At 43.9% G+C, this 26,487-nt stretch carries 20 protein-coding genes; 8 read left to right on the top strand and 12 right to left on the bottom strand.

Translation table 11 applies throughout. The features are described from left to right. Nucleotides 1-73 precede the first annotated feature (73 nt). The 3 genes from pflB to ACO06Y_RS20265 all read right to left on the bottom strand — a co-directional run bounded on the left by pflB (nucleotide 74) and on the right by ACO06Y_RS20265 (nucleotide 4,782). Nucleotides 74-2,299 (bottom strand): formate C-acetyltransferase, encoded by a 2,226-nt coding sequence (gene pflB / locus ACO06Y_RS20275; protein ID WP_422080874.1) that lies wholly within the window; start codon nucleotides 2,297-2,299, stop codon nucleotides 74-76. A 538-nt stretch (nucleotides 2,300-2,837) separates the two neighbouring features. Further along, complete coding sequence (locus ACO06Y_RS20270) at nucleotides 2,838-3,755, bottom strand: ThuA domain-containing protein (RefSeq protein ID WP_422080871.1); 918 nt, start codon at nucleotides 3,753-3,755, stop codon at nucleotides 2,838-2,840. Nucleotides 3,756-3,765: 10 nt separating this feature from the next. Further along, nucleotides 3,766-4,782: a LacI family DNA-binding transcriptional regulator gene (locus ACO06Y_RS20265; RefSeq protein WP_422080870.1), complete on the bottom strand. Its 1,017-nt coding sequence runs from the start codon at nucleotides 4,780-4,782 to the stop codon at nucleotides 3,766-3,768. Between the two features lie 230 nt (nucleotides 4,783-5,012). Between ACO06Y_RS20265 and ACO06Y_RS20260 the strand changes: the two genes are divergently transcribed. The 8 genes from ACO06Y_RS20260 to ACO06Y_RS20225 all read left to right on the top strand — a co-directional run bounded on the left by ACO06Y_RS20260 (nucleotide 5,013) and on the right by ACO06Y_RS20225 (nucleotide 17,118). Beyond that, nucleotides 5,013-8,228 (top strand): SusC/RagA family TonB-linked outer membrane protein, encoded by a 3,216-nt coding sequence (locus ACO06Y_RS20260; protein ID WP_422080869.1) that lies wholly within the window; start codon nucleotides 5,013-5,015, stop codon nucleotides 8,226-8,228. A 22-nt stretch (nucleotides 8,229-8,250) separates the two neighbouring features. Beyond that, nucleotides 8,251-10,110, top strand: coding sequence for a RagB/SusD family nutrient uptake outer membrane protein (locus ACO06Y_RS20255; protein WP_422080868.1), 1,860 nt, complete (start codon nucleotides 8,251-8,253; stop codon nucleotides 10,108-10,110). A gap of 64 nt (nucleotides 10,111-10,174) precedes the next feature. After that, nucleotides 10,175-11,398, top strand: a complete 1,224-nt coding sequence (locus ACO06Y_RS20250; protein ID WP_422080867.1) for a PmoA family protein — start codon at nucleotides 10,175-10,177, stop codon at nucleotides 11,396-11,398. A 17-nt stretch (nucleotides 11,399-11,415) separates the two neighbouring features. Further along, nucleotides 11,416-12,792, top strand: a complete 1,377-nt coding sequence (locus ACO06Y_RS20245; protein WP_422080866.1) for a Gfo/Idh/MocA family protein — start codon at nucleotides 11,416-11,418, stop codon at nucleotides 12,790-12,792. A gap of 87 nt (nucleotides 12,793-12,879) precedes the next feature. Continuing rightward, the gene (locus tag ACO06Y_RS20240; protein ID WP_422080865.1) at nucleotides 12,880-14,256 is read left to right on the top strand and encodes a putative oxidoreductase C-terminal domain-containing protein; all 1,377 of its coding nucleotides are present in this window, start codon (nucleotides 12,880-12,882) and stop codon (nucleotides 14,254-14,256) included. An 81-nt stretch (nucleotides 14,257-14,337) separates the two neighbouring features. After that, nucleotides 14,338-15,330 (top strand): TRAP transporter substrate-binding protein, encoded by a 993-nt coding sequence (locus tag ACO06Y_RS20235; protein WP_422080864.1) that lies wholly within the window; start codon nucleotides 14,338-14,340, stop codon nucleotides 15,328-15,330. Further along, nucleotides 15,327-15,818 (top strand): TRAP transporter small permease, encoded by a 492-nt coding sequence (locus tag ACO06Y_RS20230; protein ID WP_422080863.1) that lies wholly within the window; start codon nucleotides 15,327-15,329, stop codon nucleotides 15,816-15,818. Before ACO06Y_RS20235 ends, ACO06Y_RS20230 begins: the two co-directional genes overlap by 4 nt. Beyond that, nucleotides 15,808-17,118 carry a TRAP transporter large permease gene (locus ACO06Y_RS20225; RefSeq protein WP_422080862.1) on the top strand — a complete coding sequence of 437 codons (1,311 nt, stop codon included), beginning with the start codon at nucleotides 15,808-15,810 and terminating at the stop codon, nucleotides 17,116-17,118. Before ACO06Y_RS20230 ends, ACO06Y_RS20225 begins: the two co-directional genes overlap by 11 nt. 52 nt (nucleotides 17,119-17,170) lie before the next feature. Here the strand turns inward: ACO06Y_RS20225 and ACO06Y_RS20220 are convergent, their stop codons facing one another. The 9 genes from ACO06Y_RS20220 to ACO06Y_RS20180 form a co-directional block, all read right to left on the bottom strand. After that, nucleotides 17,171-19,123: a glycoside hydrolase family 3 N-terminal domain-containing protein gene (locus ACO06Y_RS20220; RefSeq protein ID WP_422080861.1), complete on the bottom strand. Its 1,953-nt coding sequence runs from the start codon at nucleotides 19,121-19,123 to the stop codon at nucleotides 17,171-17,173. Nucleotides 19,124-19,251: 128 nt separating this feature from the next. Further along, nucleotides 19,252-20,118, bottom strand: a complete 867-nt coding sequence (locus ACO06Y_RS20215; RefSeq protein WP_422080860.1) for a phospholipase A — start codon at nucleotides 20,116-20,118, stop codon at nucleotides 19,252-19,254. Between the two features lie 17 nt (nucleotides 20,119-20,135). After that, nucleotides 20,136-21,215, bottom strand: a complete 1,080-nt coding sequence (locus ACO06Y_RS20210; protein ID WP_422080859.1) for an adenylate/guanylate cyclase domain-containing protein — start codon at nucleotides 21,213-21,215, stop codon at nucleotides 20,136-20,138. A 15-nt stretch (nucleotides 21,216-21,230) separates the two neighbouring features. After that, nucleotides 21,231-22,346, bottom strand: a complete 1,116-nt coding sequence (locus ACO06Y_RS20205; protein ID WP_422080858.1) for an ABC transporter permease — start codon at nucleotides 22,344-22,346, stop codon at nucleotides 21,231-21,233. 30 nt (nucleotides 22,347-22,376) lie between these two features. Next, nucleotides 22,377-23,486, bottom strand: coding sequence for an ABC transporter permease (locus tag ACO06Y_RS20200; protein ID WP_422080857.1), 1,110 nt, complete (start codon nucleotides 23,484-23,486; stop codon nucleotides 22,377-22,379). A gap of 4 nt (nucleotides 23,487-23,490) precedes the next feature. Next, nucleotides 23,491-23,919: a DUF2141 domain-containing protein gene (locus ACO06Y_RS20195; RefSeq protein ID WP_422080856.1), complete on the bottom strand. Its 429-nt coding sequence runs from the start codon at nucleotides 23,917-23,919 to the stop codon at nucleotides 23,491-23,493. A gap of 11 nt (nucleotides 23,920-23,930) precedes the next feature. Beyond that, on the bottom strand, nucleotides 23,931-24,659 hold the full coding sequence (locus ACO06Y_RS20190; RefSeq protein ID WP_422080855.1) for an ABC transporter ATP-binding protein: 729 nt from the start codon (nucleotides 24,657-24,659) through the stop codon (nucleotides 23,931-23,933). Further along, entirely contained in the window at nucleotides 24,652-25,575 is a 924-nt protein-coding gene (locus tag ACO06Y_RS20185; protein ID WP_422080854.1) for an ABC transporter ATP-binding protein, read from the bottom strand. The genes ACO06Y_RS20190 and ACO06Y_RS20185 overlap by 8 nt, the downstream gene beginning before the upstream one ends. After that, nucleotides 25,575-26,486 carry an HlyD family secretion protein gene (locus ACO06Y_RS20180; protein ID WP_422080853.1) on the bottom strand — a complete coding sequence of 304 codons (912 nt, stop codon included), beginning with the start codon at nucleotides 26,484-26,486 and terminating at the stop codon, nucleotides 25,575-25,577. Before ACO06Y_RS20180 ends, ACO06Y_RS20185 begins: the two co-directional genes overlap by 1 nt. Nucleotide 26,487 lies beyond the last annotated feature (1 nt).

Raw genomic sequence — 26,487 nt, 5'->3', positions numbered from 1 at the left:
TTTATTGTATGGCCAACATCTGGCGAAGAGAATTAAAAATCCTGGTCGCCAGATGTTTTTTGAACCGTAAACATTACATGGTTTCGTGGAAGGAACGTGTTATGACCTCCATTTGCTGTTCCCGGGTCAACCTTATAAAGTTAACGGCATAACCGGAAACACGAACCGTTAACTGTGGATATTCCCCAGGATTTTCCATTGCATCGATCAAGGTTTCCCTATCTAGTACATTAATATTGATATGTTGGGCATTTCGGGAGAAATAACCGTCCAAAATCGTGGTCAGATTTTCAATGCGGTCCTTATCCCTCATCCCTAGGGACTTGGGCACAATGGAGAAGGTATTGGAGATACCGTCCTGGGAATCCTCATATTTGATTTTAGCGACCGAATTCAGGGAAGCAATGGCCCCATGCGAATCACGACCGTGCATGGGGTTGGCCCCTGGCGCAAAAGGAATACCCTTTGCCCTTCCATCAGGGGTTGCCCCGGTTTTCTTGCCGTACGCCACATTTGAAGTAATAGTCAGGACGGACATGGTAGGTTTTGCATTTTTGTAAACCGGCAATTGCTGTAATTCCCGATTAAAATCGGCCACCACGTTTACGGCCAGGTCATCGACCCTATCATCGTCGTTTCCGTACATGGGGAATTCACCTTCGATCTTAAAATCAACAGTTAGCCCCTCCGCATTACGGATAGGTTTTACCTTGGCATATTTGATGGCCGAAAGTGAATCCGCCACAATGGACAGTCCTGCAATACCATAGGCAATATCAATACGGGGATTGGAATCGATTAGGGCCATTTGCGCTTTCTCATAATAATATTTATCGTGCATGTAATGGATGATATTCATGGAATCATTGTACACACGGGCAATTTCCTTTATAGCAATCTTGTAATTGGCCATTACCGCATCAAAGTCAAGATATTCCCCTTCCATTTCCGATATGCCGTTAACGATCTGGGTGCCCGTAATTTCACATCGTCCCCCATTAAGGGCCAGTAAAAGTGTCTTGGCCAAATTGGTACGAGCCCCGAAAAACTGGATCGATTTTCCCAACTCTTGATATGAGACGCAACAGGCAATACCATAATCATCAGATCCCCTACCGCTCCGCATAAGTGTATCGTTTTCAAATTGAATGGATGAGGTATCTATGGCGATTTTTGCACAGTATGCCTTAAAATTCTCAGGCATGTCTTGAGACCACAACACGGTGAGGTTGGGCTCTGGCGAGGGACCCAAGTTATACAAGGTGTTTAGGAAACGGAACGACGTTTTTGTCACTTTGGTCCTTCCATCGGAGAACATTCCTCCTATGGCCTCGGTAACCCATGTTGGATCGCCTGCAAAAATCTCTTCATAGGCAGCCATTCTCAAATGGCGTACCATCCGCAATTTCATAACGAGCTGATCAATGTACTCCTGGGCCTCCATTTCGGTGATATGCCCTTCCTGAAGGTCGTGCTCTATGAAAATATCCAGAAATGTGGAAATGTTACCCAGGGACATGGCCGCTCCATCCTGTTCCTTGACTGCGGCCAAATAGGCCATATAGGCCCATTGTACCGCTTCTTGGGCGTTTTGCGCCGGACGCCTTAGATCCAAATTGTACTTGGCGCCCAGTTTGATGATTTCCCTTAGGGCCCTTATCTGTTCCGAAACCTCCTCCCTTAGGCGAATGACATCATCACTCATTGGACCGGCAATTTGCTCCAGATCGTCCTTTTTACATTGAATAAGGAAGTCTATTCCGTATAGGGGTACACGACGGTAATCACCAATAATCCTACCACGGGCATAATTATCGGGCAACCCCGTCAAAATACCCAATGATCGGTACTTTTTAATTTCCGAATTGTAGGCATCGAAAACTCCATCGTTATGGGTTTTAACATACTTGGTAAACAATTCTGTAAGTTGGTCATTGGGTTGTACTCCATGCTCGGCCAGTGCCTTTTGCACCACTTTAAAACCTCCAAAAGGCTTCATGGTACGTTTTAGCAGTTCATCGGTCTGTAGGCCGACAATAACCTCATTTTCCCTATCGATATATCCTGCATTGAAAGCAGTAACCGTGGAAATTGTCTCGGTATCCAAGGAGCGTACACCATTGTTTTGTCGCTCTTCCTCGACGGCTTTCTTGCAGACTTCCCATAATCTTTGCGTTCTTTTACTAGGGCCTACCAAAAAATCATGTGTCCCGTGATACGGTGTGATATTGTTGGCAACAAAATCCCTGACATTGACTTCTTTGGTCCAGGTTCCTTCCTTAAACTTAACTCCTACCATAGTTTAGTTATTTTTGATAGTATTGCTATTGTATTTAGATAGCATTAATATTGAATTAACATATTTAAAGTGCAAAAATATCAGGTTTGGCTTATTGTAAAAACTGATAATTGTCATTTGCGTTGTTTTTTAACACTTTTTAGACCGTTCTTTTGAATGCGTTGTTGAAGTTGTCACAAATTAAGGGTAGGTTGTGTTTTTTACGGGAAAACTATTTTAGGCTATAACAACTGGGATTACCTTGGTTCAATTTCACTTCGTGTGGGACCAGGGATTTTATCCAAATAGGTACGACCCATAAATCTCTTGGACAGTACCGTTTATTTTACCTTGTTCCTATGGCTATCATTTGTTAATTGAGGAGTTACCTGAAAAGAAAGATTTAAGAATAAAAAGTCTTATTAGATTTTGATGTGCTTGAAGTCCTTGGATATCGGTCTTTTTAAATTGCAAAAAAGCCTTTTCATTAAACGACAAACTACTGTTGAAGTCTAAAGCTTTTTACAATTCACCATAGGCAAGTCTTATATATTAAAACCTATTGAGTAATTGGGCTATCATCACACTCCAAATCTCCTACAACATACTGTAGACCGTCCAAAAAGAACTGTAACAATTCAGGATTTTCCAAACTCTGCGCATTATGGGAGGGAGAAGAATAGAATACCCGTCCCTTACCGTATCTTTTAATCCAGGATACGTAATTGATATTGTTGCTTACTGCTTTTCTTACATCTTCCAATTGATCCACTTCAATATAGAGCAACGGCCTAAAATTGTAGTCGAAATAGGCATTCTTAAAAAAATAAGGTTCGTCTATATGGGTAAGTCCCTTACCCTTGAATGCTCGCACCAAGGGATGGTTTGCATCTACTTCCTTCAGGTGCATTTCCTGTTGCTTGGGATGGTAGTCAAAACTGCCTCCCGTCATTTTGCTGAATTCCAATGAATTGTTCTGTACGGTAATGGCGCCGTGCAGTATCATTAGTCCGCCGCCCTTCTTGACGTAGTTCATCATATTCGCTTCATATTCTGGAGCTTTGTTCTTGATTTCGGTATCGGACAATGAGGTGTTTTGACGGAGCAAATCGGCAAAAAGATCTCTATCCGGACCACTGGGGTTGCAATTGTTAAAAATCACGGCATCATATTCCTTGAGGCTTTTCTTTTCAAATTTTTGAATATCGTAACCTACGTGGATCTCAAAAGCTTTACTTTTTTTGGCAAGAATTTTCAACATTTCAATATTATGCGGAATGGTCCAATGGTAGAACCCAGTGGCTTTGGAGAAGACCAGAATTCTCTTTTTACCCACATTTTTGACCGTTGGTTCGGTCGGGGCAATTTTTTCTATTTGGGCCAACCATTCGTCGTTAGGCTCAAATTCTTGAATGCCCTGTGCTTTGACAATCAAACAAAAAATGGATAATAGAACGGTCGATGTCACTTTTTTCATAATATGCCGATTATTTTTGGGTAGATTCCCGAATGATTAAGGTATGTCTAAGGGTAATTTGATTGGCAGATTGCAAATTTATGGTACCACTTAAATGTCCAATAATGCTTTGCCCGGCCAACACACCCATTTTATAGCCTGGATAGTCTATTGTACTTAGATTGGGGCTAATGACTTCGGATACCGGGTCATTGTTGAACCCCATGACTTTTATATCCTGTGGGACGCGATATCCTTCCTTTTTGAGTTCTTTGATACAGTGAACCGCAAAGGTATCATTGGCCACGAACAATCCGTCAATTTTTGGGTCGGATTCTTTAATATGGGCTATTACTTCCGGTACTCTACTTAAATCCAGGTCTACTTCTACCAAATTATCCTCTCTAAAGGTGATACCATATTTTTCCAAAGCCCTTTTGTAGCCCTTGAACCTTTGGCAATATACATTTCTTTTCAATCCCCCGGCAATGTGCAGGATATTGGTACAACCTTGATTTATTAAATGTTCCGTAGCCTCATAGCCCGCAGCCTCATTATCAATTAAAATCGTCGGACAATTGGGGAGATCAAATACCCTATCAAAAAACAATAAGGGTATCTTTCGATCGATAAATGTCGTAAGATGATCAAAGTTTTCCGTACCATAAGCCAAGGAAATCATTAGGGCATCTACACCACTATCATATAAGGTTTTGGCATTCAATACTTCTTTTTCGGCCGACTCAAGGGATTGACTGATAATCAAGTTATAGCCAACGTCGTTCGCCACTTTTTCTATACCGGCCAGTACCGTGGACATAAAATTGGAATTCAATCTGGGCACTATCACACCAATGGTATTGGATTTTTGTTGGCTTAGGTTCGCGGCGAATTTGTTGGTGCGATATCCCAAGGATTTGGCCGCGGCAATGATTTTGTCCTTTGTTTTTTTACTTATGGATGGATGGTCGTTCAAACTTCTACTCACCGTTGCAGGAGAGACGTTGAGCTTTTTTGCCAAGTCGTAAATCGTAATTTTTTTACCCATAATGGCAACACTTTCTGCAACAATAATACGCAACAAATATGGAACCGAGAAAAAAAGCGGATAAAAACTTTTAACAAATCGGTTTGGAAGGTATTGGAGAACCCATAAAACGTTTGTTGCGTTAAAAAATACATTTGTTTCATAAATTTTTACGCAATCGATTGCATTAATGCGATTTTTGTTTAGATTTGTTTAACAATTCAACATTCTAAACTTAAATGACCGATTTTATGAAACACTTATTTGAAAAAGCGAAAGTTCCAAAAAGGGCATGGATCCTATGCCTCTTTGCCGTGATGTTCACTATATTTTCGTATAGTCAGGACTCTTTTATGGTTACTGGAACAGTGGTTGATGATGCAGGAGTACCCTTGCCCGGTGCGGCCGTGGTGGAAAAAGGTACTACTAATGGTGCCTCTGCGGATTTTGATGGAAACTATTCCATAGAGGTCTCCAATGCCAATGTTACCTTAGTATTTACCTACATTGGTTTTGAAGCCCAGGAAATACCCGTGGAGGGCAACTCCACAATCAATGTTACCATGGTAGCCACGGCCTCAACCCTGGACGAAGTTGTGGTGGTGGGGTATGGAGCCGTAAGAAAGAAAGATTTGACCGGTGCGGTGGCGCAACTGGATGCTACCGAAGTTGCCAATCAATCCGTTAATACGGTCACTGATATCTTGCGCGGTAACGTTGCAGGCCTAAACATAGGATTTTCCGCCACTCCAAAGGGAAATAGTGAAATCCAGATACGGGGAAACAACAGCTTGGCCGCGGGGAGTAGTCCTTTGATCGTAGTCGATGGTATTCTATATACGGGAGATCTTTCGGATATCAACCCGGCCGATATCGATAAGCTAGATGTATTGAAAGATGCCAGTTCCGCTGCCGTTTATGGAGCTCGTGGGGCCAGTGGTGTTATCCTAGTGACCACCAAAAGGGGAACTAGCGATAAGCCTGTAATCAATATCAACACTAGCGTAGGCATAACCCGAGAGGCAAATCCGGTTAGGCCGTATAGCCCCGAGGGCTATGCCAATTGGCGGGTGGACGTCTTTAAAAGTAGCCGAGGCCAGTTCGCTTCTGAAAATCCTGGGGTATTTGACAATCCCAATAACTTACCGGATGGGGTCACTTTGGATCAATGGCTGGGTTATACCGGGGCACAGGGAGATCCGACAGCAGTTTGGTTGACCCGAATAGGGTTTCAAAATGTAGAAGTCAATAACTATTTGGCCGGTAATAGTATCAACTGGTATGATAAGATCATGCAAACCGGTTTTAGAAACGAGCAGAACGTCAGCATTTCCGGGAGTAATGGAGGGCTAAACTACTACTGGTCTATCGGCCGTATGTCCAACGAAGGTATCATAGCGGGTGAAAAATTTGAGACCTTGCGATCCCGTTTAAATTTGGATGCCAAGATTAACGATTGGTTGACCGTGGGGATGAACACCCAATTTGCCAAAAGGGACGAAGGTTTTTTACCGGCCGACCAAAACCAGGTTTTTGCTTCCTCACCTTGGGGTTCCGAGTTCGACGATTCTGGGGAATTCTTGAGAATCAGCCCACAGGACGACCCTGGGGCAGGTGCCCAAAGTGCCTTTTTAAGGCCTACATACGACGATTGGGTAGATTTGGAGCATTCCTTCAACTCGCGGATATATGCCAAGGTGCAATTGCCCTTGGGATTCTCCTATGAACTGGGTTATACCAATCGTTTGGATGTCGAAGAATACTTTGTTCATGCCTCATCGTTAAATCCCAACAATCAGGTAGGGCGCTCGCAGCGTTGGAATCGCAAGCAAACGGAATACCAGTTGGACAATATTATCCGTTGGGACAAGACCTTGGGGAAACATACCTTTGGCCTAACTGCCTTATTCTATGCAGAAAAGTATCAGACCTTTACCACCATTGCCAATTCCAATACCTTTGAGCCCAATGACGCTTTGGGTTTTGGCGCCTTACAGGCAGGGCTTATCCAAGGGGTATTCTCGGATGATGAGGAAACCACGGGCGACGCTATTATGACGCGTCTCAATTATAATTATGATGCCAAGTACAATCTGAGTTTAACCATGCGTAGGGATGGTTATTCAGCCTTTGGAGCTGCCAATCAACGGGGGTTTTTCCCCTCTATTGCCGGGGCATGGACCATTTCCGAAGAAGATTTCTTTAAGTCCGATCTTATCACCTTTTTAAAGCTTAGGGCCTCCTATGGTGAAAATGGAAATCGAGGTTTTGGTAGTGGAAGGCGAATTGATACCAACCCTGACCCGGGTGGTTTTAGGTCTTTTGAGGCTGAACGCGGATTAGGCGCATATGCCCAGTTATCCCAATTGGCGGCTGGCAACTATCTTAATGTTGGCGACTCCGGAGTAATACCGGTAGCTACCCTTGATAATACTACCCTCCAAAATCCTGATCTACGCTGGGAAAGGACTAAGGCGGTCAACTTAGGGTTGGATTTTAGTTTTGCCGGAGGTGTCGTCGAGGGATCGATCGATGCTTATAGAAACATCACCACGGATTTAATCGTTGAACGTGAATTGCCCAATGTTACTGGATTTGAAAATGTGTTCACCAATTTGGGGGAGGTACAGAACCAAGGGCTGGAATTTGTAATATCCACCCAAAATTTTAATAGGGAGAACTTTGCATGGAGTACTAATTTCAACTTTTCCATGAACAGGAACAAAATCAATGCACTTTATGGAGATCTGGACGAGAATGGTAATGAATTGGATGATATTGTGAACAGAAGATTTATTGGCCAGCCTGTGGATATCATTTGGGATTTTGAGGAACTAGGGGTATGGCAATTGGATGAGGCCGATGAGGCCGCCCGTTACGGTGTGGAGCCCGGTGACTTTAAACTCCGGGATGTGGATAACAACGGAATTTTGAACGATGATGACAAGGTTTTCGTGGGGAACCGTGCACCCCAGTACATTTGGGGTATGACAAATAGGTTTACATTTTTCAAGAATATTGATTTCGCCTTTGAATTGTACTCCAATCTAGGTCAAAAGCGGGTTTTCAATGAGGCCAAGAATAGGAATGGTTTTGTGGATCGGGTAAATTCTCCGGTGACACCCTATTGGACTCCGGAAAACCCTTTGAACGACTATGCCCGACTGTTTTCCAATGATGGTAGTGCCGCCTTCAACATTTATCGCAACAGTTCCTTTATTCGATTGAGCAATATTACCTTGGCATATAGACTCCCACAAGCCTTTCTGTCCAGGTTTGGGATAAGCAGTGTCCGCATATATGGCAACGTCCGTAATGTGGCGGTTTGGGCACCGGACTGGGACTTCTATGACCCCCAAGGTACCGATATTAACGGGGCAAGCAGGAATGATGACGGTGAATTGGTAGGTAATGGCCGAGAACCCGTGCCACGATTTTTTACACTGGGTCTTGATATAAGTTTATAACAAAGAGAAAATAGATAGAACTATGAAAAATTTAAGTAAGAAATATGGATATAAGGCAGTGGTGCTGTTTGTTTTGGCTTGCATCCCACTTTCGTGTACCAAGGAATTCTTGACACAGGAACCAAAATCCTTCTTCACCCCGGAGAATGCCCTGAATACTCCTGAAGGACTAAATGCCGTGTTGGCCCAAGCTCTAACCGGTATCAGGGCAGAGTTTTACGGGGATGGAGCACCTATGATTACGGAAAACATTTTTTCCGAGGTGGCCATAGAGGGCACAACGGACAAAGCGGGGCCAGCACAGGATTTGAATGCGCAGATTCTCCCGGATGCCGATCTCAACAATTCCAACACCAACAAGATTGGATGGTTTTGGGAGGAATTTTATGAAGGGATCAAATTCGCCAATACCGTATTAAATCGGCTGGACGATGCCGAATTCGAAAGTGAGGCACAGCGAAACGATATTTTGGGTAGGGCTTTGTTCCATAGGGCCTATCGCTATTATCGCTTGACCCATCAATTTGGGGATGTTCCATTTGTTCTGGAGGAGATATCGGGGCCTCGATTGGATTTTGTATCCACGGAAAGGGATGTTATCCTCAGGAAAATTCAGGAAGATCTTAATATGGCCGTACCCATGGTCAATGAAACTGCCGCCGGCGGAGAGATTACTAGAGGAGCCGTCTTGCATTTATTGACCAAAGTAAATTTGGCACTGGGTGATTTTGATGAGGCAATCGCGTCAGCGTCCCAAGTCATCGATGGAGGCAATTATGATTTAATGCGAAGTAGGTTTGGAGTTGATGAATCCAATGTCGATAAGGATGTTACCTGGGATTTACACCAGGTAGAGAACAAAAGTCTACCGGGCAACACGGAAGGGATTTTGGTGGCCATAGATCGGCTGGAGTTTAGGGATAGAGGTGCTTTCGGTAACGGTACCAGTATTATGCGCCAGGCCGTTCCATTATGGTGGCGGTTTATCAATACCCCGGATGGTCAGGACGGTATGTCAGACGACCCCTTGGCGGACATCCCATTGGTTTTGGAAGTGGGCCGGGGCATCGGTAGAAACCGGGGTACGCGTTATAGCACTATAGATGTTTGGGAGAACGCCAACAATGACCAGAGACATAATCGGAACAACGGGAATTGGATCGATATGGAAGATTTGGTCTATAACGAACCTCAGTTGTTGGCAGATGGCAATTCGTTTTACGGCCAAAATTTACAGCTATACCTACCGGATGGCACACCTTTATGTTCGGATACCATACGTAATTGGTATGGTTTTCCCCAGTATAAACTGTTTGTGGAAGATCCTACGGCCACTAGACCATCAGGAGGACATGGGGATTGGTACATCTATCGTTTGGCTGAAACCTACCTTTTGAGGGCCGAGGCTTATTTTTGGAATAATAACAATGCCATGGCCGCTGCAGATATCAATGCAGTTCGCGAAAGGGCGGAGGCAGATCCTATAGATGCTACTGATGTTAATATCGCTATGATTTTGGACGAACGGGCCAGGGAACTCTATTACGAGGAACCTAGAAATACGGAATTGACCCGGATGGCCTACATTTTTGCAAGAACGGGAAGAACATCATATCTGGGAACTTCCTATAATTTGGATAATTTTTCCCAGTCCAATTTTTGGTTTGACCGTATTATGGATGTAACGGATTTTTACAATATTCCTGGACTTCGAACCATATTTGGGGTTGCGTTTACCATGAGTCCGTATCATGTACTATGGCCCATACCGGCACCAGCGATAAATGCAAATACGCAGGGGACCATTAACCAAAATGAAGGATATCCGGGAGTGGAGAACAATATTCCTCCGCTGACCAGCATACCTGAATCCGGTGAATGATATAAGTTGAGTGAGTTTGAGTTTGTTAGTTTTTTCTTAAATTCCGTCGCCTAAACCTTTGTCCATGAAACAGATTTTTCTTTTTTGCCTCGTCATCACTTTAGGGTCATGCCAGGAAAAAGAGATATATCGATTTGAGGTGAAGGAGGGCGACGGTATTTTAAATACCGTTCCAGTAGCTCTGGAACTTAGCGATTTCAAAACTATTGCTGACGATGATTACATGATTTTCAGTGATGGGGAGCCAGTTTCTTACCAAAGGGATGAAGAGGGGCAAAAACTCTGGTTTCTTCATCATCCGGATAAAAAGGCTTCCTATAACCTGGAAAAAGTCGAAAAGAAATTGATAAGCGGCCCAAGGCTATCCGCTTCCAAGCATGGTGGAAGTCTTCAATTGTCTTTGGAAGATATTCCGTTGGTACAATACAGGTATGAAATGAAGTATCCTCCCAAAGGTGTTGATTCCCTCTATAAAAAATCCGGATACCTACATCCCATACGAACACCAAAAGGGGATACACTCACACGTATTCAGCCTCCGGATCATTATCATCACTATGGGTTATGGGGGCCATGGACCCATACACAGGTCGATGGGGAACGGGTAGATTTTTGGAATCTGGGCGAGGGTATGGGAACCGTACTTTTCAAGAAATTTAAGGAAACCCGTTCCGGCAATGTTGTTGCCTCCTTTACGGCAGCCCAAGAACATATCGATTTAAAGACGGCCAATGCGCCTCAAGTGGCACTAAACGAGGATTTGAAGGTGCAACTTTGGAATTTGGAACGTCCCGATCGGTATATGTTGGATTATACCACTACTTTTACCTCGCCGCTGGAATCGGGAATGCTTTTTGAGGCCTACCGCTACGGAGGCGGTATCGGCCTGCGATTCAATGAACGCTGGCATAAGGATAACTGTTCCGTGCTCACTTCCGAAGGCAAGGATCGATTGACGGCCGATGGTAGCAATGCCCGCTGGTGTATTGTTAGCGGCGCATCTTCGGACGGACAGGGAACGCATGGTATTCTGTTTCTGAGTCATCCTAAAAACCGGATGTATCCCGAACCTATGCGTATATGGCCTGTTGATGCCAATGGGGGTAGGGGGGATATGTTCTTCGAATTTTGTCCGATTCGGCATGAAGAATGGAAAATTGAACCCGATAAAACATATGAGTTGAATTATAGAATGGTGGTGTTTGACGGTGCACTCAAAGCCGAAGAGGCCGAAGCCTACTGGCAAGCATTTGCAAATCCGCCACAAGTACAACTAATTAAAGAGTAAATAAAACCAAGAATATCGTGAAGCGAAGAAATTTTATGGAAAAAACAGCAATGGGAACAGCCGCAATGGTGGGTTTCCCGAGTATAGTACCCGCACATGTTATGGGCAAGGAAGCCCCTAGCAACAAAATCAATATTGGTCAAATTGGTTGTGGGCGTATCGCACGCTCCCATGATATTCATGATACGATCCGTTTTGACGAGGCTCGGTTCGTCGCCGTTTGTGATGTGGATTCCAAAAGGGCCGCGGATGCCAAAAATTTGGTCGATGGCTTTTATAGGGAAAAGACGGGCAAGGCCAAATATATGGATACCAAAACCTATGGCGACTATCGTGAAATGCTCATTGACAAAGATATTGATGCGGTGGTGATAAGTACCCCGGACCATTGGCATTCACAACCTGCTATGGAAGCGGCTTTGGCCGGGAAGGATATCTATTTGCAAAAACCGACATCCTTGACCTTAAAGGAAGGTCAACAATTGCAGGACGTTATTAGGAAGACAGGTGCAATTCTTCAGGTAGGTACACAACAACGGGCCATGCCCCAGTTTAGGGTAGCTGCCGAACTTGTGAGAAACGGAAGAATAGGAAAAATACATACGGTAAAAATCGGACTGCCCGGAGACCCCTCGGGTCCTGAAGCACCCGAGATGCCAGTACCCTCCAACCTGGACTTTGACATGTGGTTGGGTTCTACGCCCAAGGTACCTTATACTGAAATCGGGGTCCATCCCAAAGAAGGATATAGCCGACCAGGCTGGTTGAGGTTACGAAGTTATGGGGCCGGTATGATCACCGGTTGGGGCCAACACCATTACGATTCGGCCGCCTGGGGAATGGATACGGAGTTGACAGGTCCAATTTCCGTAGAGGCACTGGCTGAATTTCCAAAGTCCGGCCTCTGGAATGTACATGGCGACTTCTTCGTAAAGCACGAATATGATAACGGTATGACCGTCTATACCAGTGGAGGATATACCAATGGAATCCGCTATGAGGGCACGGATGGATGGATTTTCGTCTCTCGTGGCGCCTATCAAGCGTCTGCATCTGATCCCGTGGATAAGGAAAAAAGCGCAAAGGCCCTAAATGCCTCTGATCCCAAAATATTGGAATCCGTCATAGGTGATAACGAAATACATCTTGAAAAGATCGAAGATCAGCACGGCAACTGGTTGGAGTGTATCAAAACGCGAAAGCAACCCATTTCACCTATTGAAAAAGGACATAAGGCCTGTGCCATTTGTTTGATCAGTGACATCGCCATGCAATTCGATAGAAAATTGGAGTGGGACAATAAGACCGAGACCTTCGTCAATGATGACGAGGCCAATGCCATGTTGGCGCGGGAACAACGTAAACCCTATGGAACCGATTATGTAAAGGTTTAGGATCTTTCCTTAAATGGATTCAAAACGGTAACGCAAAGTCCCGGGAAAAATCATAACTTTCCCTAACAAGTAATGAAACCAAAAAGAATGAAGTATAAGATCTTGTTTTTATTGATACTCTGCCTTGCCTGCGCGGAAAAAAAAACCAATGAAAAAATGGATCGGGAAGAAGTAGTGGAAAAAGTAAAGTTGATGACCTTGGATCCGGGTCATTTTCATGCGGCCTTGGTACACAAGACCATGTATCCCCAAGTTGATTCCACTATTTATCTTTTTGCTCCCGAAGGGCCGGAAGTGCAGGACTTTTTAACCAAAATCGAGGCATACAATAGCAGGTACGAGTCACCAACGGATTGGAACACAAAGAATTACCTAGGCCCCGATTATTTGGAAAAGATGCTTGCCGAAAAACCGGGAAATGTAATGATCGTTGCCGGGAAAAATTCGAAAAAAATCGATTACATTTTGGAAGCGGTCAAGGCCGGTCTCAATGTATATGCCGATAAGCCCTTGGTCATTAGTCCCGAGGGATTTGAAAAATTGAAGGAGGCCTTTCAAATTGCCGAAGAAAAGAACCTTCTCATTTATGATATCATGACCGAACGTTTTGAATCGACGACGGTCATGCAGAAACTTTTTTCCACATTGCCTTCCGTGTTCGGCGAATTGATGGAGGGTTCCCTGGAGGAACCGGCCATTAGTAAGGAAAGTGTCCATCATTTTTTCAAATATGTTTCAGGACAACCTTTGGTACGTCCCCCTTGGTTTTTTGATATAAATGAGGAAGGTGAGGGCATAGTAGATGTAACCACACATTTGGTAGACTTGGTACAATGGGAAGCCTTTCCCGGCCAGATCATCGATTCTACGGATATTGAAATGCTTAATGCCAAACGTTGGCCCACTATTTTGACCAAGGACGAATTTCAGAAAGTTACTGGTCTCGATACGTATCCGGACTATTTACAAAAGGATATTAAGGACGAAAAGTTGCATGTATACTGTAATGGGGAAATGCGTTACAAAATAAACGGAAAGCTAGCCAAGGTTTCCGTAATTTGGAATTACCAGGCTCCCGAGGGAACGGGGGACACCCATTATAGTATTATGCGAGGTACCAAAAGTGATTTGATCATTAAACAAGGGCCAGAAGAGGGTTATAAGCCTATGTTGTACGTTCGGCCCAAACAAAAAGAGGGCTTTGAAGCCGGCATTACAGACGCTATCAATACTAAAATAAATACCGAGTTTCCAGGAGTTGCCATGGAAAAGCTTTCAGAGGATGGGTATCGTATTGCTATTCCGGATGAATTCAAAATTGGTCATGAGGCCCATTTCGGTCAAGTAACGGAAAACTATTTAAAGTATTTAGAGGCCGGAAAACTCCCGGAATGGGAGGTGCCCAATATGATTTCAAAATATTATACAACAATCGAAGCTTTAAAAACGGCACGGCAAAAATAAATTGCAAGAACCACTTTCTTTCCTATATTTATACGCGGTAAAGTGGATACCCCCGTACCATAGGACTTCATTACTTAAAATATGCGCAATAGATACCGTTTCACTTTTTTGATCCTCCTATCCATTGCCGTATTCGCTCTTTTTCAAGTATCCTGTTCTGAGATCAGAGACCAAAAAATACTCTATTTTGCGCATTCCTTGCCCATAACGCATCCTGTACATAAAGGTATTCTGGATATGCAAACGTTCGTGGACGAGAAATCCGATGGCAAGCTTCAAATAAAGATTTTTCCGGACGGCCAATTGGGGACGGAACGTGAGGTTTTGGAACTATTGCAGATTGGCAGTATTGCCATGACCAAGGTAAGTGCCGCGTCCATGTCCAATTTTGCCCCGGAATACAAGGTAATGGGAGTACCCTACCTTTTTAGGGATAGTGAGCATTTGTTTTCGGTTTTGGAGGGCGAGGTAGGACAGGAGTTATTGGAGGGTGGAACGGAATATCTTTTACGCGGGCTTTGCTTTTATGATGCAGGCAGCAGAAGTTTTTACACCAAAAGAAAACCAATACAGACTCCGGATGATTTGAAAGGCCTGAAAATACGGGTCATGAACGATCAAATGTCGGTTGATATGGTCAACACCTTGGGTGCTTCTGCCACACCAATGGCCTATGGGGAACTCTATACCGCATTACAGCAGAATGTTGTGGACGGCGCGGAGAACAACATTCCCTCCTTCGTGACCTCCAACCATTATGAGGTGTGCAAATATTATTCCTTTGACCAGCATAGCATGGTCCCTGATGTAGTGGTGATAGGAACCAAGTTTTGGGATACCTTATCGGATGAAGAAAAGGAATGGTTACATTCAGCGGCTTCCGAAAGTGTGGAAAAACAGAAACACTACTGGCGGGAAACGGTAAAGGAAAATATGGAGGTGCTTAAAAAGGCCCAAGTAGAATTCAACTATCCGAAAAAGGAACCCTTTGCCTCCAAATCAAGTCCCGTAATGGAGCGATTAATGCAAGACCCGAAAATGAAGGAATATATCGAGAAAATTAAATCGCAATGATGAAACGTTTGTACCGGACGTTGAATACAATTATCGAGGCCTTTTTGGTGCTCATTTTCGGGCTTCTTGTTGTTGATGTCGTATGGCAGGTGGTATCTAGGTATATCGTAGGACAGTCCAGCTCGTTTACTGAGGAGTTCGCACGTTTTGCTTTGATTTGGCTTACTCTTTTAGGTGCTACTTACATTAATGGAATGAAGGAAGGACATCTTTCCATGGATTTTCTGGTTTCCAAACTTTCCCCTGAGAAAAAAAGGAAGCGACAAAGAAAGATACAATGGCTTATGGCCCTTTTTGCTTTGGTGGTCATGGTTATTGGTGGCGGAAATTTGGTCTACACCACCTCGAAATTGGGTCAGATTTCGCCTGCTTTGAACGTTCCGCTTGGGTTTGTATATTCCATTGTACCTATTAGTGGACTTATCATAATGTTCTTTTGTATATACCATATAACCATAACCTTTAGTCCAAAAGCCCATGAGCATTGAAACCATAAGCATCCTAGTTTTGTTCATTAGTTTTATCGGTCTATTGGCCTATGGCGTTCCCGTAGCCTATTCCATAGGTATTTCTACCACATTGACCTTACTTTTGAACATTGTTTTTATGCCCGCCACCACCACTGCGGCCCAACGAATGACCACAGGAATCGATAATTTCGCGTTATTGGCGATTCCTTTTTTTATTTTGGCCGGGGAGCTTATGAACCGTGGTGGCATTGCAAAACGATTGATAGATTTTGCCAAATCGCTTATCGGGAGCCTTCCCGGTGGTTTGGCATACGTGAATATCATAGCGGCCATGCTATTCGGCGCAATTTCGGGATCCGCTATAGCCGCGGCATCGGCCATAGGCAGTACCTTGACCGATAAGATGGAAAAGGAAGGTTATCCTAGGGAATTCAGTGCTTCGGTAAATATTAGTTCTTCGACAACGGGTCTATTGATTCCCCCGAGTAATGTGCTTATCGTCTATGCCCTGGCAAGTGGGGGTACAGCGTCCGTAGCGGCCTTGTTCATTGCCGGTTATGCTCCGGGTATCCTGGTAGGATTGGCATTGATGTTTATGGTGTTCCTTTATGCCAAAAGAAAGAATTTGCCCAGAGCTCCTCGCGTTGGGTTTAAACAACTTTTTATTGATTTCAAAGATGCCTTTCTGAGCCTTACCCTTTTGGTTATCGTCGTAGGCGGAATCGTTGCCGGAATATTTACGGCTACCGAGGCGGCCGCCATTGCCGTGGTCTATGCCGTTTTGTTAGGGTTTTTGAATCGGGAACTAAAGTTTACGGATTTCAGGCCCATTTTATTGCAAAGTGCCAAGACCACGGCCGTAGTCATGTTCTTGATCGCTACTTCAATGGCCATGTCGTGGCTTTTTTCCTTTGAAGGCATACCCCAAATGTTGACATCACTTTTGGTGGAATCCGTAAACAACCCCTTTTTGGTACTGCTATTGATCAATATTACCTTGTTGATCGTGGGTACTTTTATGGACATGACGCCCGCCGTTCTCATTTTTACACCAATTTTTTTGCCTGTGGCCATGGCTTTGGGCATGCATCCCGTGCAATTTGGGATGGTCATAGTACTTAACCTTTGTATTGGCGTATGTACCCCACCTGTAGGAACTTTGCTCTTTGTGGGTAGCGGCGTGGCCAAAGTACCCGTGACCAGGGTCATAGCCCCGTTATTACCTCTGCTGGGGGCCATGGTACTGATTTTATTGATTATTACTTACTTTGGCGAAATTTCCCTATGGTTGCCCCGTTTTTTTGGTTTGATAGAATAGTGAAATCCTTCGGTTTTGTTTCCATGTAATTTCCTTCAACAGGATTTCGGTTTTAGTACGAATAAGACAATCCGTGTCCGAATGGATACAAAGGGTTTTCGGAATCATAAGGAACATCCTCCAACTGTTTTTCCACCGCCTCCGCGGAGGAGGGAATTTCAATGGGTAATTTTCCGCTGGGGTTGAACTTTCCAAAAATCAGTTCTAGGATGATCTCTTCCTCACATTCAAAATCCGCTATTACGGCTTTGCTGGCAGCATTGATTTCCGGGATTACCGGAGGCCTTTGTATGGTAAGCACCGTAATGGTGGGTTTGGAACGGGTACGTTCCAGAATCTCCTCTTTTTCGTCCTCTGGAAAGTCCAGCCTTCCTTGCGGGATAAGCCTCTCCAAAAGACTCCCTCCCTCAGGTGGCGAGGAAGGGGTTTCCAATTTTTGAATGATAACATCCGCCTCGTCCATATCCTCCACAATCTGTGGAAACTTCTCATTAAGCCCCTTCTTTTCCATCCCTTCAAGGTAAATCTTCATATTGGCGGAAAGAGGAAGTATTTTCTCCTCATTTTTCAACAAGACCAATGATTTTCTTTGGGCTTCTTTGCCTTTTTCAACAAAAACAGGATTTCCGACGATATCTACTCCGTCCAGATCTACATAGGGATCGTCAAAGAGTCCCAATCTAAACTTATCCCTTAAAATTCGTCGTACGGAGATATTGATTCTTTCTTCCGAAACCTCACCGCTTTCAACGAGTTCAATGATATGCTCGGTAACATATTCTCCTCCAAAGACGTCGCACCCGGCATCCAGGACCTTTTTAACACGTTCTTTTTCGGATAAATGTTCCACACCCCAGGCCGAAGCATCTTTTACCGCCATATCGGAAATTATGCCCCAGTCCGTGGCTACCACTCCATCAAACTTTAAGGAATCACGCAACAGTTCCTGAATCATTTCCCTACTAAAGGAAAACCCTACCTCTTCTTTTACCTGACCTTTTGGAATGCCATAATACGGCATTATTTGGGCCGTATTTGCCGCGAAGGCACCTTCCGTAAAGGGTATCAGATGATAATCAAAATTATCTCCCGGATATACTTGACCCTTTCCGCTTTTAAAATGGGCATCCCAGCCATCTTCCTGTGGTCCGCCTCCGGCAAAATGTTTAGTTTGGCACGCCACACTTTGTGGACCAATACTGTCACCCTGAAAACCTAGGATGTAGGCTTTTGTAAGTGCCGCGCTCAGGTGGGCGTCCTCGCCAAAGGTACCGTTGACCCTGGCCCAACGTGGATCCGTCGCAATGTCCGCCATAGGATGTTGTGCCAAACGAATGCCAAGAGCCAAGTATTCCTGTCGTGCGATATCTCCAAATTCCCGCATCAAAACCGTGTCCCCAATGGCACCAAACCCGAGTTGGGATGGCCAGACGGAAATCCATTTTGCCTCGGCACTTGCGCCGGGCATGGCCATGGTACCATGCCGAGGATCGGAAATAAGGGTCACGGGAATGCCCAAACGTGTTCGTTCGGCAAATTTCTGTAGGTTGTTGTTCCAAGTGGCATAGACTAGGGCGGAAGCTCCACCAAGGTTCTGAACATGGTTCATTTTCTTTTTTAGGATAGTACCGGAGGTGCTTTCGGTCATAAACGAAAAAGGGTCGGAGAAGGTTGGAATTTCAAGTAGTGAACCATCTTTTTCCATACCCAAAAAATGAGCGAACATCAAACCTGCTTTTTCATCGAGGTTCATCTGTGAGATTAAATCTTCCGCCCGACTTTCAAGGGATGCCCGGGTGTCCTCATAAAGATCTAATTTTCCATTTTTGTTCAGATCTCGGAACTCATGTCCATTGGTCGTGAGAATTGGAGCTTCGTCTCCCAACAGTTCCAGGTTGGCGGCCGATTCCCGATGCCATTTAATCGTGAAAACGAGATAGATCAATAATAGGATCAATATCAATCCTGCTAAAATGAATCCGGTAATTTTTAGAAACTTTTTCATGGGTTTGTTCTTTAAGCGTTATTAAGTTAGTAAGGATACAGTAAAATGTAAAGTCTTATGGCATTGTTTCGGCATAGGTATTTCATTCTTGACTTTTCGAAATGGTAGGACTTTAAGTTCATAATTGTTTAGTTTATTCTTGGTCTTTGATCAAAATTGGCAAACAGATCCTTGAAGGCTACGCCAATCCTAAGATTATTTACACTCCTATTGTAATCAATAAGATCTTCGGAATAGCCCCCAAAGTATTGTAGGTATACGAACTGGTTGCTATTTTTTGAAATCTTGAGACTTAATCCAGTCTCGATGCTCCCTCTTAATTGCCCGTCATAGGCGGGTTGAAGATCCAAATCAAAAAAGAAGTTTTGCGTAATTCTATGGGTAGCCCCCAGTTTAAAATATCCCCTATATGAGGTGATGTCCGGATTGCCGTCTATGTTACCAATAGGCAGCCAGGCCTCGGCACGAAACTGCCAATTTTGTCCGCCCACTTTAAGGTATTGTAAGGAAAAATAATTCCAGCTCCGTGAATCTTCCCCACCAAGTCCATTGGATTCATGTTCAAAGGCAAACCAAAGACCAGCCTTGATGCCTGTGCCATCGACAAACAACTTGGCCAACCCCAAAGTGGGATTGTAATTGGTCTCACGAAACGGAAAGGAATCCTTATAAATATCCCAAAATGATTTTTGTTGATACGTAAGGAACAGAAAGGTTTCCCATGGCATTTCGAGATTGGTCAAACGCTGTTTAAACCCCAATTGAAATTTGGCATCGCTTGTTTCCGAAGAAACCGTTTGGTCGATGGAAGTTCCGGTAATGAAGTAGTTGTCCTTGTACATTGTGAATGCCGGTAGGCTCTTTATATACCTTTTGAAATTGGTACTGTCTATTCTGTTTTGTGCCCTAATGTTAAACTGTATGGTTATTAGGAATACTACTAACGCTAAGGCTTTGTTTAAAATAAAGTTCGGTATATAGTTTTCTTTTATCATATGGATCCAGCGCTTCACTATTTTAGGGCATATACCTTACTTTCATTGGCCTTGCCCCTTAATTTTAAGGTGGCAATGAGCTCATGTTCAAAAAAAGGGTGTTCCAGGGATTTCAAATAGAAATGGGTAAAGAGAATGTCCTTTCCATATTTTTTACAAAGGCCCAAAAGTCTTGCGGTGGTATTAAGGACATCACCATGATAGGCTATATTCTTCCTTTTTCCTCCGACTAGGGTTGCCGTAACCTTGCCCGTGCTAACGGCCGCCTTAAAAAAAGGGCGGATGCCAAACTTTGTCCGATATAAGTTATCAAAAAAGCGGAATTGATTTTTTATGGCCAAATGCATATGGATGGCCTGTCCCTTATCATTCCGGGAAGCAGGCCAGGTAAATACTACTTCATCGCCGACGAATTGATAAATATCATACTCATATTCCTTTACGGCATTTATAATGTCATCAAAACAGCGGTTGAGGAACCGGCTGTATTTTACATGTCCCAGTTCCTCCGCAATACGTGTTGAATCATTTAGATCCAAAAAAAGGAAAGTCCGATTTTCTTCCAAAGGTTCCGTATACCTTCCAATTAGATAATTGTAAAAGACATGCTGGCCAAAACTTTTATGCAAGCGCCGTAAAAAACTCACCAGGATACTTAAAAAATAGAAATAAATGAAAAAGGAGAAAAAGAGCCCAGTGGTCATAAAGGCAAGGGATTCCTCAATGGCCGACTTTAAGTAAAGGTTGTCTTCAGTTACCCCAAAAAGAACGTTCAACAAAAAAATAGGCAGCAGAATAATGAAGGCTACGTCTGTCTGCCATACCAATCTTCGAAAAAGTAAGGATGTAAAACGCTTGGTGACCCTAGGGTGGATACGGGATTCGTACCATAGAATAAGCATGCCTATTAAGGCACCTCCCACACTTATCCGCAAATGAAGAATGGAAGGAGGTTCGTTTATCCGGGAATCAATGGCTATGACTGGATTTTCAATTCCGGTCATTTTTAGGAAAATGAAAAAATTGGCCCCCAACACAAAAAGCAATATCAAGATGATATTCTCGATCAGCGTTTGTTTTTCGTTGCGTTTGGACATAAGCTCAATAGCGTATCATTGTTGTTTTTTGTAACTCCATATGGCGGCAACGTTGAATAGGACGGCCAGGATGATGGTATAGATGAACTCCCAGCGAATGTCCCAAAAACCACTTCCCTTTAGCAGTACTTTTCGGGTAACCGAAATGAAATGGGCCAAGGGATTGGGAATCGTGGCATACTGCGCCCATTTGGGCATACTCTGTATGGGTGTAAAGAGGCCACACATCAAAATAAAGATAAGCACGAAAAAAAAGGCGACAAAAATGGCCTGCTGCTGCGTATCCGCAAAGTTGGAAATGAGCAGCCCCAAACCTAGAACGCATATCAAGTTTATGATGGCATAACCAAAAACTAGCAAAAGGCTGCCACGAATTGGAATATCAAAGATCAACTTACTGGCCAATAAACCCACCGTTACCAAAACCAATCCTATGCACAGAAAGGGCACCAACTTTCCCAAAATGAATTCCCATTTTTTTATGGGCGTAACATTGATTTGCTCTATAGTACCTATTTCCCGTTCCCGTACCACATTCATGGCACTTAGTACAATGGTCAATAAGGCAGCCAACTCGGCCAAGATTCCCGGAGCCATAAAGTGGGGGTATTTCAATTCGGGATTATACCAGTTATTGGAGGACACTTCTACCAATGCTGTTGGTGAACCACTAATTTGGGATCTTTGGGGTTGAAATTCCCCACTAAGGGAAGCAATGATATTGTTCAGATATCCACTTCCCACAGTAGCCTGTTGTCCATTTATGGCATTTACCAGCATCTGAACTTTTGGGGCCTCCCTTCTATAGTATTCCCTTTCAAAATTAGAAGGCACTTCCAAAATGATATCGACCTTGTTACGCTGCATCAGCTCAAAGGCCGCATCATGGCTAAACGAGACCTCGACCAAGGTAAAACGATCATTCGCATCTATTTTTCGGGTCAACGAACGTGATATTTCAGATTGGTCATTGTCTACCACCACTAAACGGACATCCTTTACATCATTGGATGCCGCATTGGAGAGTACGATCAATTGGATAATGGGCAAGGCGGTCATCATGGGCAACAAGGCCTTGTTCCGAAATATCTGGATGAACTCTTTTTGTATGAGGTATCGTAAGGTCTGCATTATTTTTTGTTTATCCGTTTAGGTGCTTATCTACTCCAACCGAATCTTGAATTTCCGCCAGGTAATCAGCAGGAATACCAATGTCATAATCAGTAAAATGCCCACTTCAAATAGGATAAAGTCAAGGCCCACTCCCCTGAGCATAACAGCTTTAAGTATTTCTATAAAATAAGTTGCCGGTACAATCTGGCCGATATATTGTAACAGTATGGGCATACTGGCCAATGGAAAGATGAAACCGGATAAGATCATGGAGGGCATCATCAATCCCATCAAAGACCGCATCATGGCGTCCTGCTGAGTCTTTGAAACGGTTGAGATCAAAGTCCCCAAGGCCAAGGCCGTTACCACATATAAAAAGCACATAAGCAGCAAAAGGACTATACTACCTACGATAGGCACGTCAAAAACAAAATGACCCAACAAAAGCACCAAAATGGCATTGGTGAAAGATAGGATGGCATATGGGGCAACTTTTCCCAGGATAATGAGTAGGGGAGGTAGGGGGGAGACCAAAAGTATCTCCATGGTACCCAATTCCTTTTCCCTGGCGATGGTCAGGGATGTCAGCATGGCACAGATAATGAGCAGAATCAAAGCAATGGTACCGGGTACAAAATTGTAGGCACTTGCCAATTGAGGGTTGTACATCATCCTAGATTCCACATTTATCCGATATGGGCCGGGTATTGCCATACGCCGTTCCATTTGAAAGCTGTTTACCATTTGGGTGACATATTGTACCAAGGTATTGGCATTGTTTGGGTCGGAGCCATCGGCAACTACCTGAATTTTCAGGGGCCGGCCGCCATAAAAATCGGCCGAAAAATTTTCGGGAATCACAACCACCAATTTGGAATCACCGGCTTTCATACCGGCTTCCATTCGGGTTTCACTGTGCAATACCTTGTTCAACTGAAAATTGCCCGAACTTTGTAAATGGTCTATAAGTTGTATACTGGCCTCATCCTTTGCATAGTCCAGAACGTCTATTTGGGCATCCTTGAATTCATTGGTCACGGCATAACCAAAAATGAGTATCTGTGCCAGGGGCATTCCAAACAGAATGAGCAAGGTCCGCTTATCCCGTAAAATGTGATAAAACTCTTTTTTTACAAATGCCCCGAAGACTTTGAACATGCCCTTAATTTATGATGAACTTCATATTAAGTTGCTTGGTACCGCCATCATGTTGAAACGAACATTTTTTGAAGGAAGGTTTGCCCATTTTGGTCATATTACTGGCTCCGACCGGTTCCTTGGGCATACCTATAAAATTCGATTTGATTTCACCATCCTTGTCCTTATCCTGGAATACGGAAACGGCATAGACCCCATAAGGAATATCTTTGAAGGTATAGCTGGCCGAGGTATTAAAATCAGTAATTACGCCCTTTTTGAAGGCCTTTGAAGATTCCCGTGGAAAACCCTCCTCTTCCGCAAATAGCATAAAAACAATTTCTCCCTCGGTACTTTCAATTTCCGTAAGGTTGATAATGATATCACCGGAATCCGGTTTTGTAAATCCTATGAGCACAATGGCCACTACCACAATAAGGTGTTGTTTTTTCATAGCTTTCTTTTTTAATATCGGACAAGCCTCAAAAAGACTTCGTCCATGGTGTTTGCATTATAGGTTTCCTTTAACTTTTCAGGGGTGTCCAAGGCTTCGATCCTACCCGTTACCATAATCGATACCCGGTCGCAATATTCGGCCTCGTCCATATAGTGGGTGGTGACAAAAATGGTACGCCCTTGTTCCGCCACTTGATAAATGGTTTCCCAAAATTGCCGTCGCACCTGGGGATCTACGCCTCCCGTAGGTTCGTCCAAAAAGACAATATCCGGATCATGTACCATGGAAATGGCAAAGGCCAAACGCTGTTTCCACCCTAAGGGAAGCGCAACCACCGGTTTGTTGGCGACTTCTTCCAGATGTAACTCTTTTAGGATTTCTTGGGTCTTTTCCTTAATGCGATTTTTGGAAAGGCCGTATACCCCTCCGTAAAACCGTATGTTTTCCTTTGGGGTCAAATCGTCATAAAGACTAAATTTTTGTGACATATAGCCAATGTTCTTTTTTACCTCCTCTGCTTCTTCATCAATATCAAATCCTGCCACTTTTCCCATCCCCTCGGTAGGTCTGCTTAAACCGATCAACATTTTCATGGCTGTTGTCTTTCCCGCGCCGTTGGCCCCGAGGAATCCAAAAATTTCGCCTCGTTTTACCTGAAATGAAATGGCATCCACAGCGGTGAAATCACCGAACCTTTTGGTCAAACGATCGACTTCTATGATATTTTGCTTATGCATTGATCGGTTCATTCGTTTGTGAGAGATCTAGAAAAATATCTTCTACGCTTGGGGCAGCCCTTTTCACCTCTTGGATAGGAATACCCACCCGTTCCAAATCGTCCTTTATTTGAAAGGCTTCGTAAGGCTTATTGGTGGTGAGATGGATAAACTCACCGAAAGGCAGGGCACTCCTTGTAAATGAGGCACTGCGCAAATAGCTCAATGCCATATAGGTATGTTCCGTTTTAATGGCGTACAAGGGCTTTTGAAAATCCATGACCATTTGCCCAGGGGTATCGATCTTGAGTATTTCACCATTTTGGATCAGGGCGATGCGATCGCACAAACTGGCCTCATCCATATAGGGAGTGCTGACCAAAATGGCAATGTTCTTTTCCTTTAGACTTTGTAACATTTCCCAAAATTCCTTTCGGCTAACGGCATCTACCCCCGTAGTAGGTTCATCCAAGAAAAGAACTTCGGGTTTGTGAATCAATGCGCAGCAAAGGGCCAATTTTTGCTTCATTCCCCCAGAAAGCTTGCCCGCCAACCTTTTTTTAAAAGGTTCGATCTGCTGATAAATGTCCTTGACCAAATCGTAGTTTTCTTGGATGGAGGTTCCAAAAATTGTAGCAAAAAAGGACAAATTCTCCTCAACGCTCAAATCTTGATACAGGGAAAAGCGACCGGGCATATATCCCACTTTTTTTCGGATTTGCTTATACTCCTGTATTACATCATGGTCCGCCACGGAAGCATGGCCCTCGTCTGGTAGCAATAAGGTCGTCAAGATTCGGAACAGGGTAGATTTGCCGGCCCCATCGGGACCGATCAATCCAAATATCTCGCCTTCGTTCATCTGAAAATCAATGGATTTTAGGGCGGTTACATTGCCGTAGCTTTTGCTTATATTTTCCACAACTACAGCGGCCATTATTCGTTTTTCCTTTTAAAGATGACCTCTCCAGGCATTCCTATTTTTAGGGTACCATCATTTTTGACCTTTACATCCAAAGCATAGACCAGATTTACCCTTTCTTCCTTGGTCTGTATGGTTTTTGGCGTAAATTCGGCTTCGCTGGCAATCCAGGTAATGATGCCGTCCAATTCCTTAAAATCGTCCTTACCTTGATCGACTCTAACAACAACCTCATCATTTATTCGAACATCCTGTAAAAGAGTTGCGCTGGTATATGCACGCAACTTTATTTCATCCAAATTGGCTACTTTGTACAAAGGGGTGCCCATACCCACCAGTTCATGGGCTTCGGCAAATTTGGTAAGGACCGTTCCAAAAATCGGGTTTTCTATGGTATGGTCCTCGATCTGTTTTTTGACCAAGGCAATTTGAGCCTCCAAGGGTTTGCGTTCTGCAAGGATACCTCTGTTGGCAATAGTAATGTTCCGTTTGGTGGAATTGATACGCTGTTCGATCAAATCGATTTTGCCGTTGTAGTCATCCAATTGTTGTTGTGTGGCAGCTTTTTGTTCCAATAAGCGTTGGGTCCTGTCCCGTTCCCGGATTAGGTTACTTTTGTCACGGATCAATATGGCCACTTCCGGTGCCGCCTCCTGTAATTTTAGGTCCAATGCTTGGAGCTGTGCTATAAGTCGAACTTTTTCAAGATGTATTTGGGTCGTATCTATAAGACCTACTGTTTGATCGGCATTTAATTTTTGTCCCTCCTCAATATTGAGGAAAACAAGTTCTCCGTTGCCCATAGCACTAATGGTTACGCTGGTCGCTTCAAAGTTTCCATAGGCGTCGGCTATTTTTCCGTTACCGCAAGAGGCCAAGAGGACTAAGCAAAGAAGTGAAAGGCCATGTTGAAGTTTGGTGTACATT

The organism is Ulvibacterium sp. (assembly GCF_965228935.1).
Taxonomy (GTDB): domain Bacteria; phylum Bacteroidota; class Bacteroidia; order Flavobacteriales; family Flavobacteriaceae; genus Ulvibacterium.
Note: the sequence above shows the minus strand (reverse complement) of the source record. Positions and strands in the feature narration are given on the sequence as shown.

Bases quoted from the DNA above. Each gene is read 5' to 3' on its own strand.
- pflB (WP_422080874.1), bottom strand. From the start codon at position 2,299: ATGGTAGGAGTTAAGTTTAAGGAAGGAACCTGGACCAAAGAAGTCAAT.
- ACO06Y_RS20270 (WP_422080871.1), bottom strand. From the start codon at position 3,755: ATGAAAAAAGTGACATCGACCGTTCTATTATCCATTTTTTGTTTGATT.
- ACO06Y_RS20265 (WP_422080870.1), bottom strand. From the start codon at position 4,782: ATGGGTAAAAAAATTACGATTTACGACTTGGCAAAAAAGCTCAACGTC.
- ACO06Y_RS20260 (WP_422080869.1), top strand. From the start codon at position 5,013: ATGAAACACTTATTTGAAAAAGCGAAAGTTCCAAAAAGGGCATGGATC.
- ACO06Y_RS20255 (WP_422080868.1), top strand. From the start codon at position 8,251: ATGAAAAATTTAAGTAAGAAATATGGATATAAGGCAGTGGTGCTGTTT.
- ACO06Y_RS20250 (WP_422080867.1), top strand. From the start codon at position 10,175: ATGAAACAGATTTTTCTTTTTTGCCTCGTCATCACTTTAGGGTCATGC.
- ACO06Y_RS20240 (WP_422080865.1), top strand. From the start codon at position 12,880: ATGAAGTATAAGATCTTGTTTTTATTGATACTCTGCCTTGCCTGCGCG.
- ACO06Y_RS20235 (WP_422080864.1), top strand. From the start codon at position 14,338: ATGCGCAATAGATACCGTTTCACTTTTTTGATCCTCCTATCCATTGCC.
- ACO06Y_RS20230 (WP_422080863.1), top strand. From the start codon at position 15,327: ATGATGAAACGTTTGTACCGGACGTTGAATACAATTATCGAGGCCTTT.
- ACO06Y_RS20225 (WP_422080862.1), top strand. From the start codon at position 15,808: ATGAGCATTGAAACCATAAGCATCCTAGTTTTGTTCATTAGTTTTATC.
- ACO06Y_RS20220 (WP_422080861.1), bottom strand. From the start codon at position 19,123: ATGAAAAAGTTTCTAAAAATTACCGGATTCATTTTAGCAGGATTGATA.
- ACO06Y_RS20215 (WP_422080860.1), bottom strand. From the start codon at position 20,118: ATGATAAAAGAAAACTATATACCGAACTTTATTTTAAACAAAGCCTTA.
- ACO06Y_RS20210 (WP_422080859.1), bottom strand. From the start codon at position 21,215: ATGTCCAAACGCAACGAAAAACAAACGCTGATCGAGAATATCATCTTG.
- ACO06Y_RS20205 (WP_422080858.1), bottom strand. From the start codon at position 22,346: ATGCAGACCTTACGATACCTCATACAAAAAGAGTTCATCCAGATATTT.
- ACO06Y_RS20200 (WP_422080857.1), bottom strand. From the start codon at position 23,486: ATGTTCAAAGTCTTCGGGGCATTTGTAAAAAAAGAGTTTTATCACATT.
- ACO06Y_RS20195 (WP_422080856.1), bottom strand. From the start codon at position 23,919: ATGAAAAAACAACACCTTATTGTGGTAGTGGCCATTGTGCTCATAGGA.
- ACO06Y_RS20190 (WP_422080855.1), bottom strand. From the start codon at position 24,659: ATGCATAAGCAAAATATCATAGAAGTCGATCGTTTGACCAAAAGGTTC.
- ACO06Y_RS20185 (WP_422080854.1), bottom strand. From the start codon at position 25,575: ATGGCCGCTGTAGTTGTGGAAAATATAAGCAAAAGCTACGGCAATGTA.
- ACO06Y_RS20180 (WP_422080853.1), bottom strand. From the start codon at position 26,486: ATGTACACCAAACTTCAACATGGCCTTTCACTTCTTTGCTTAGTCCTC.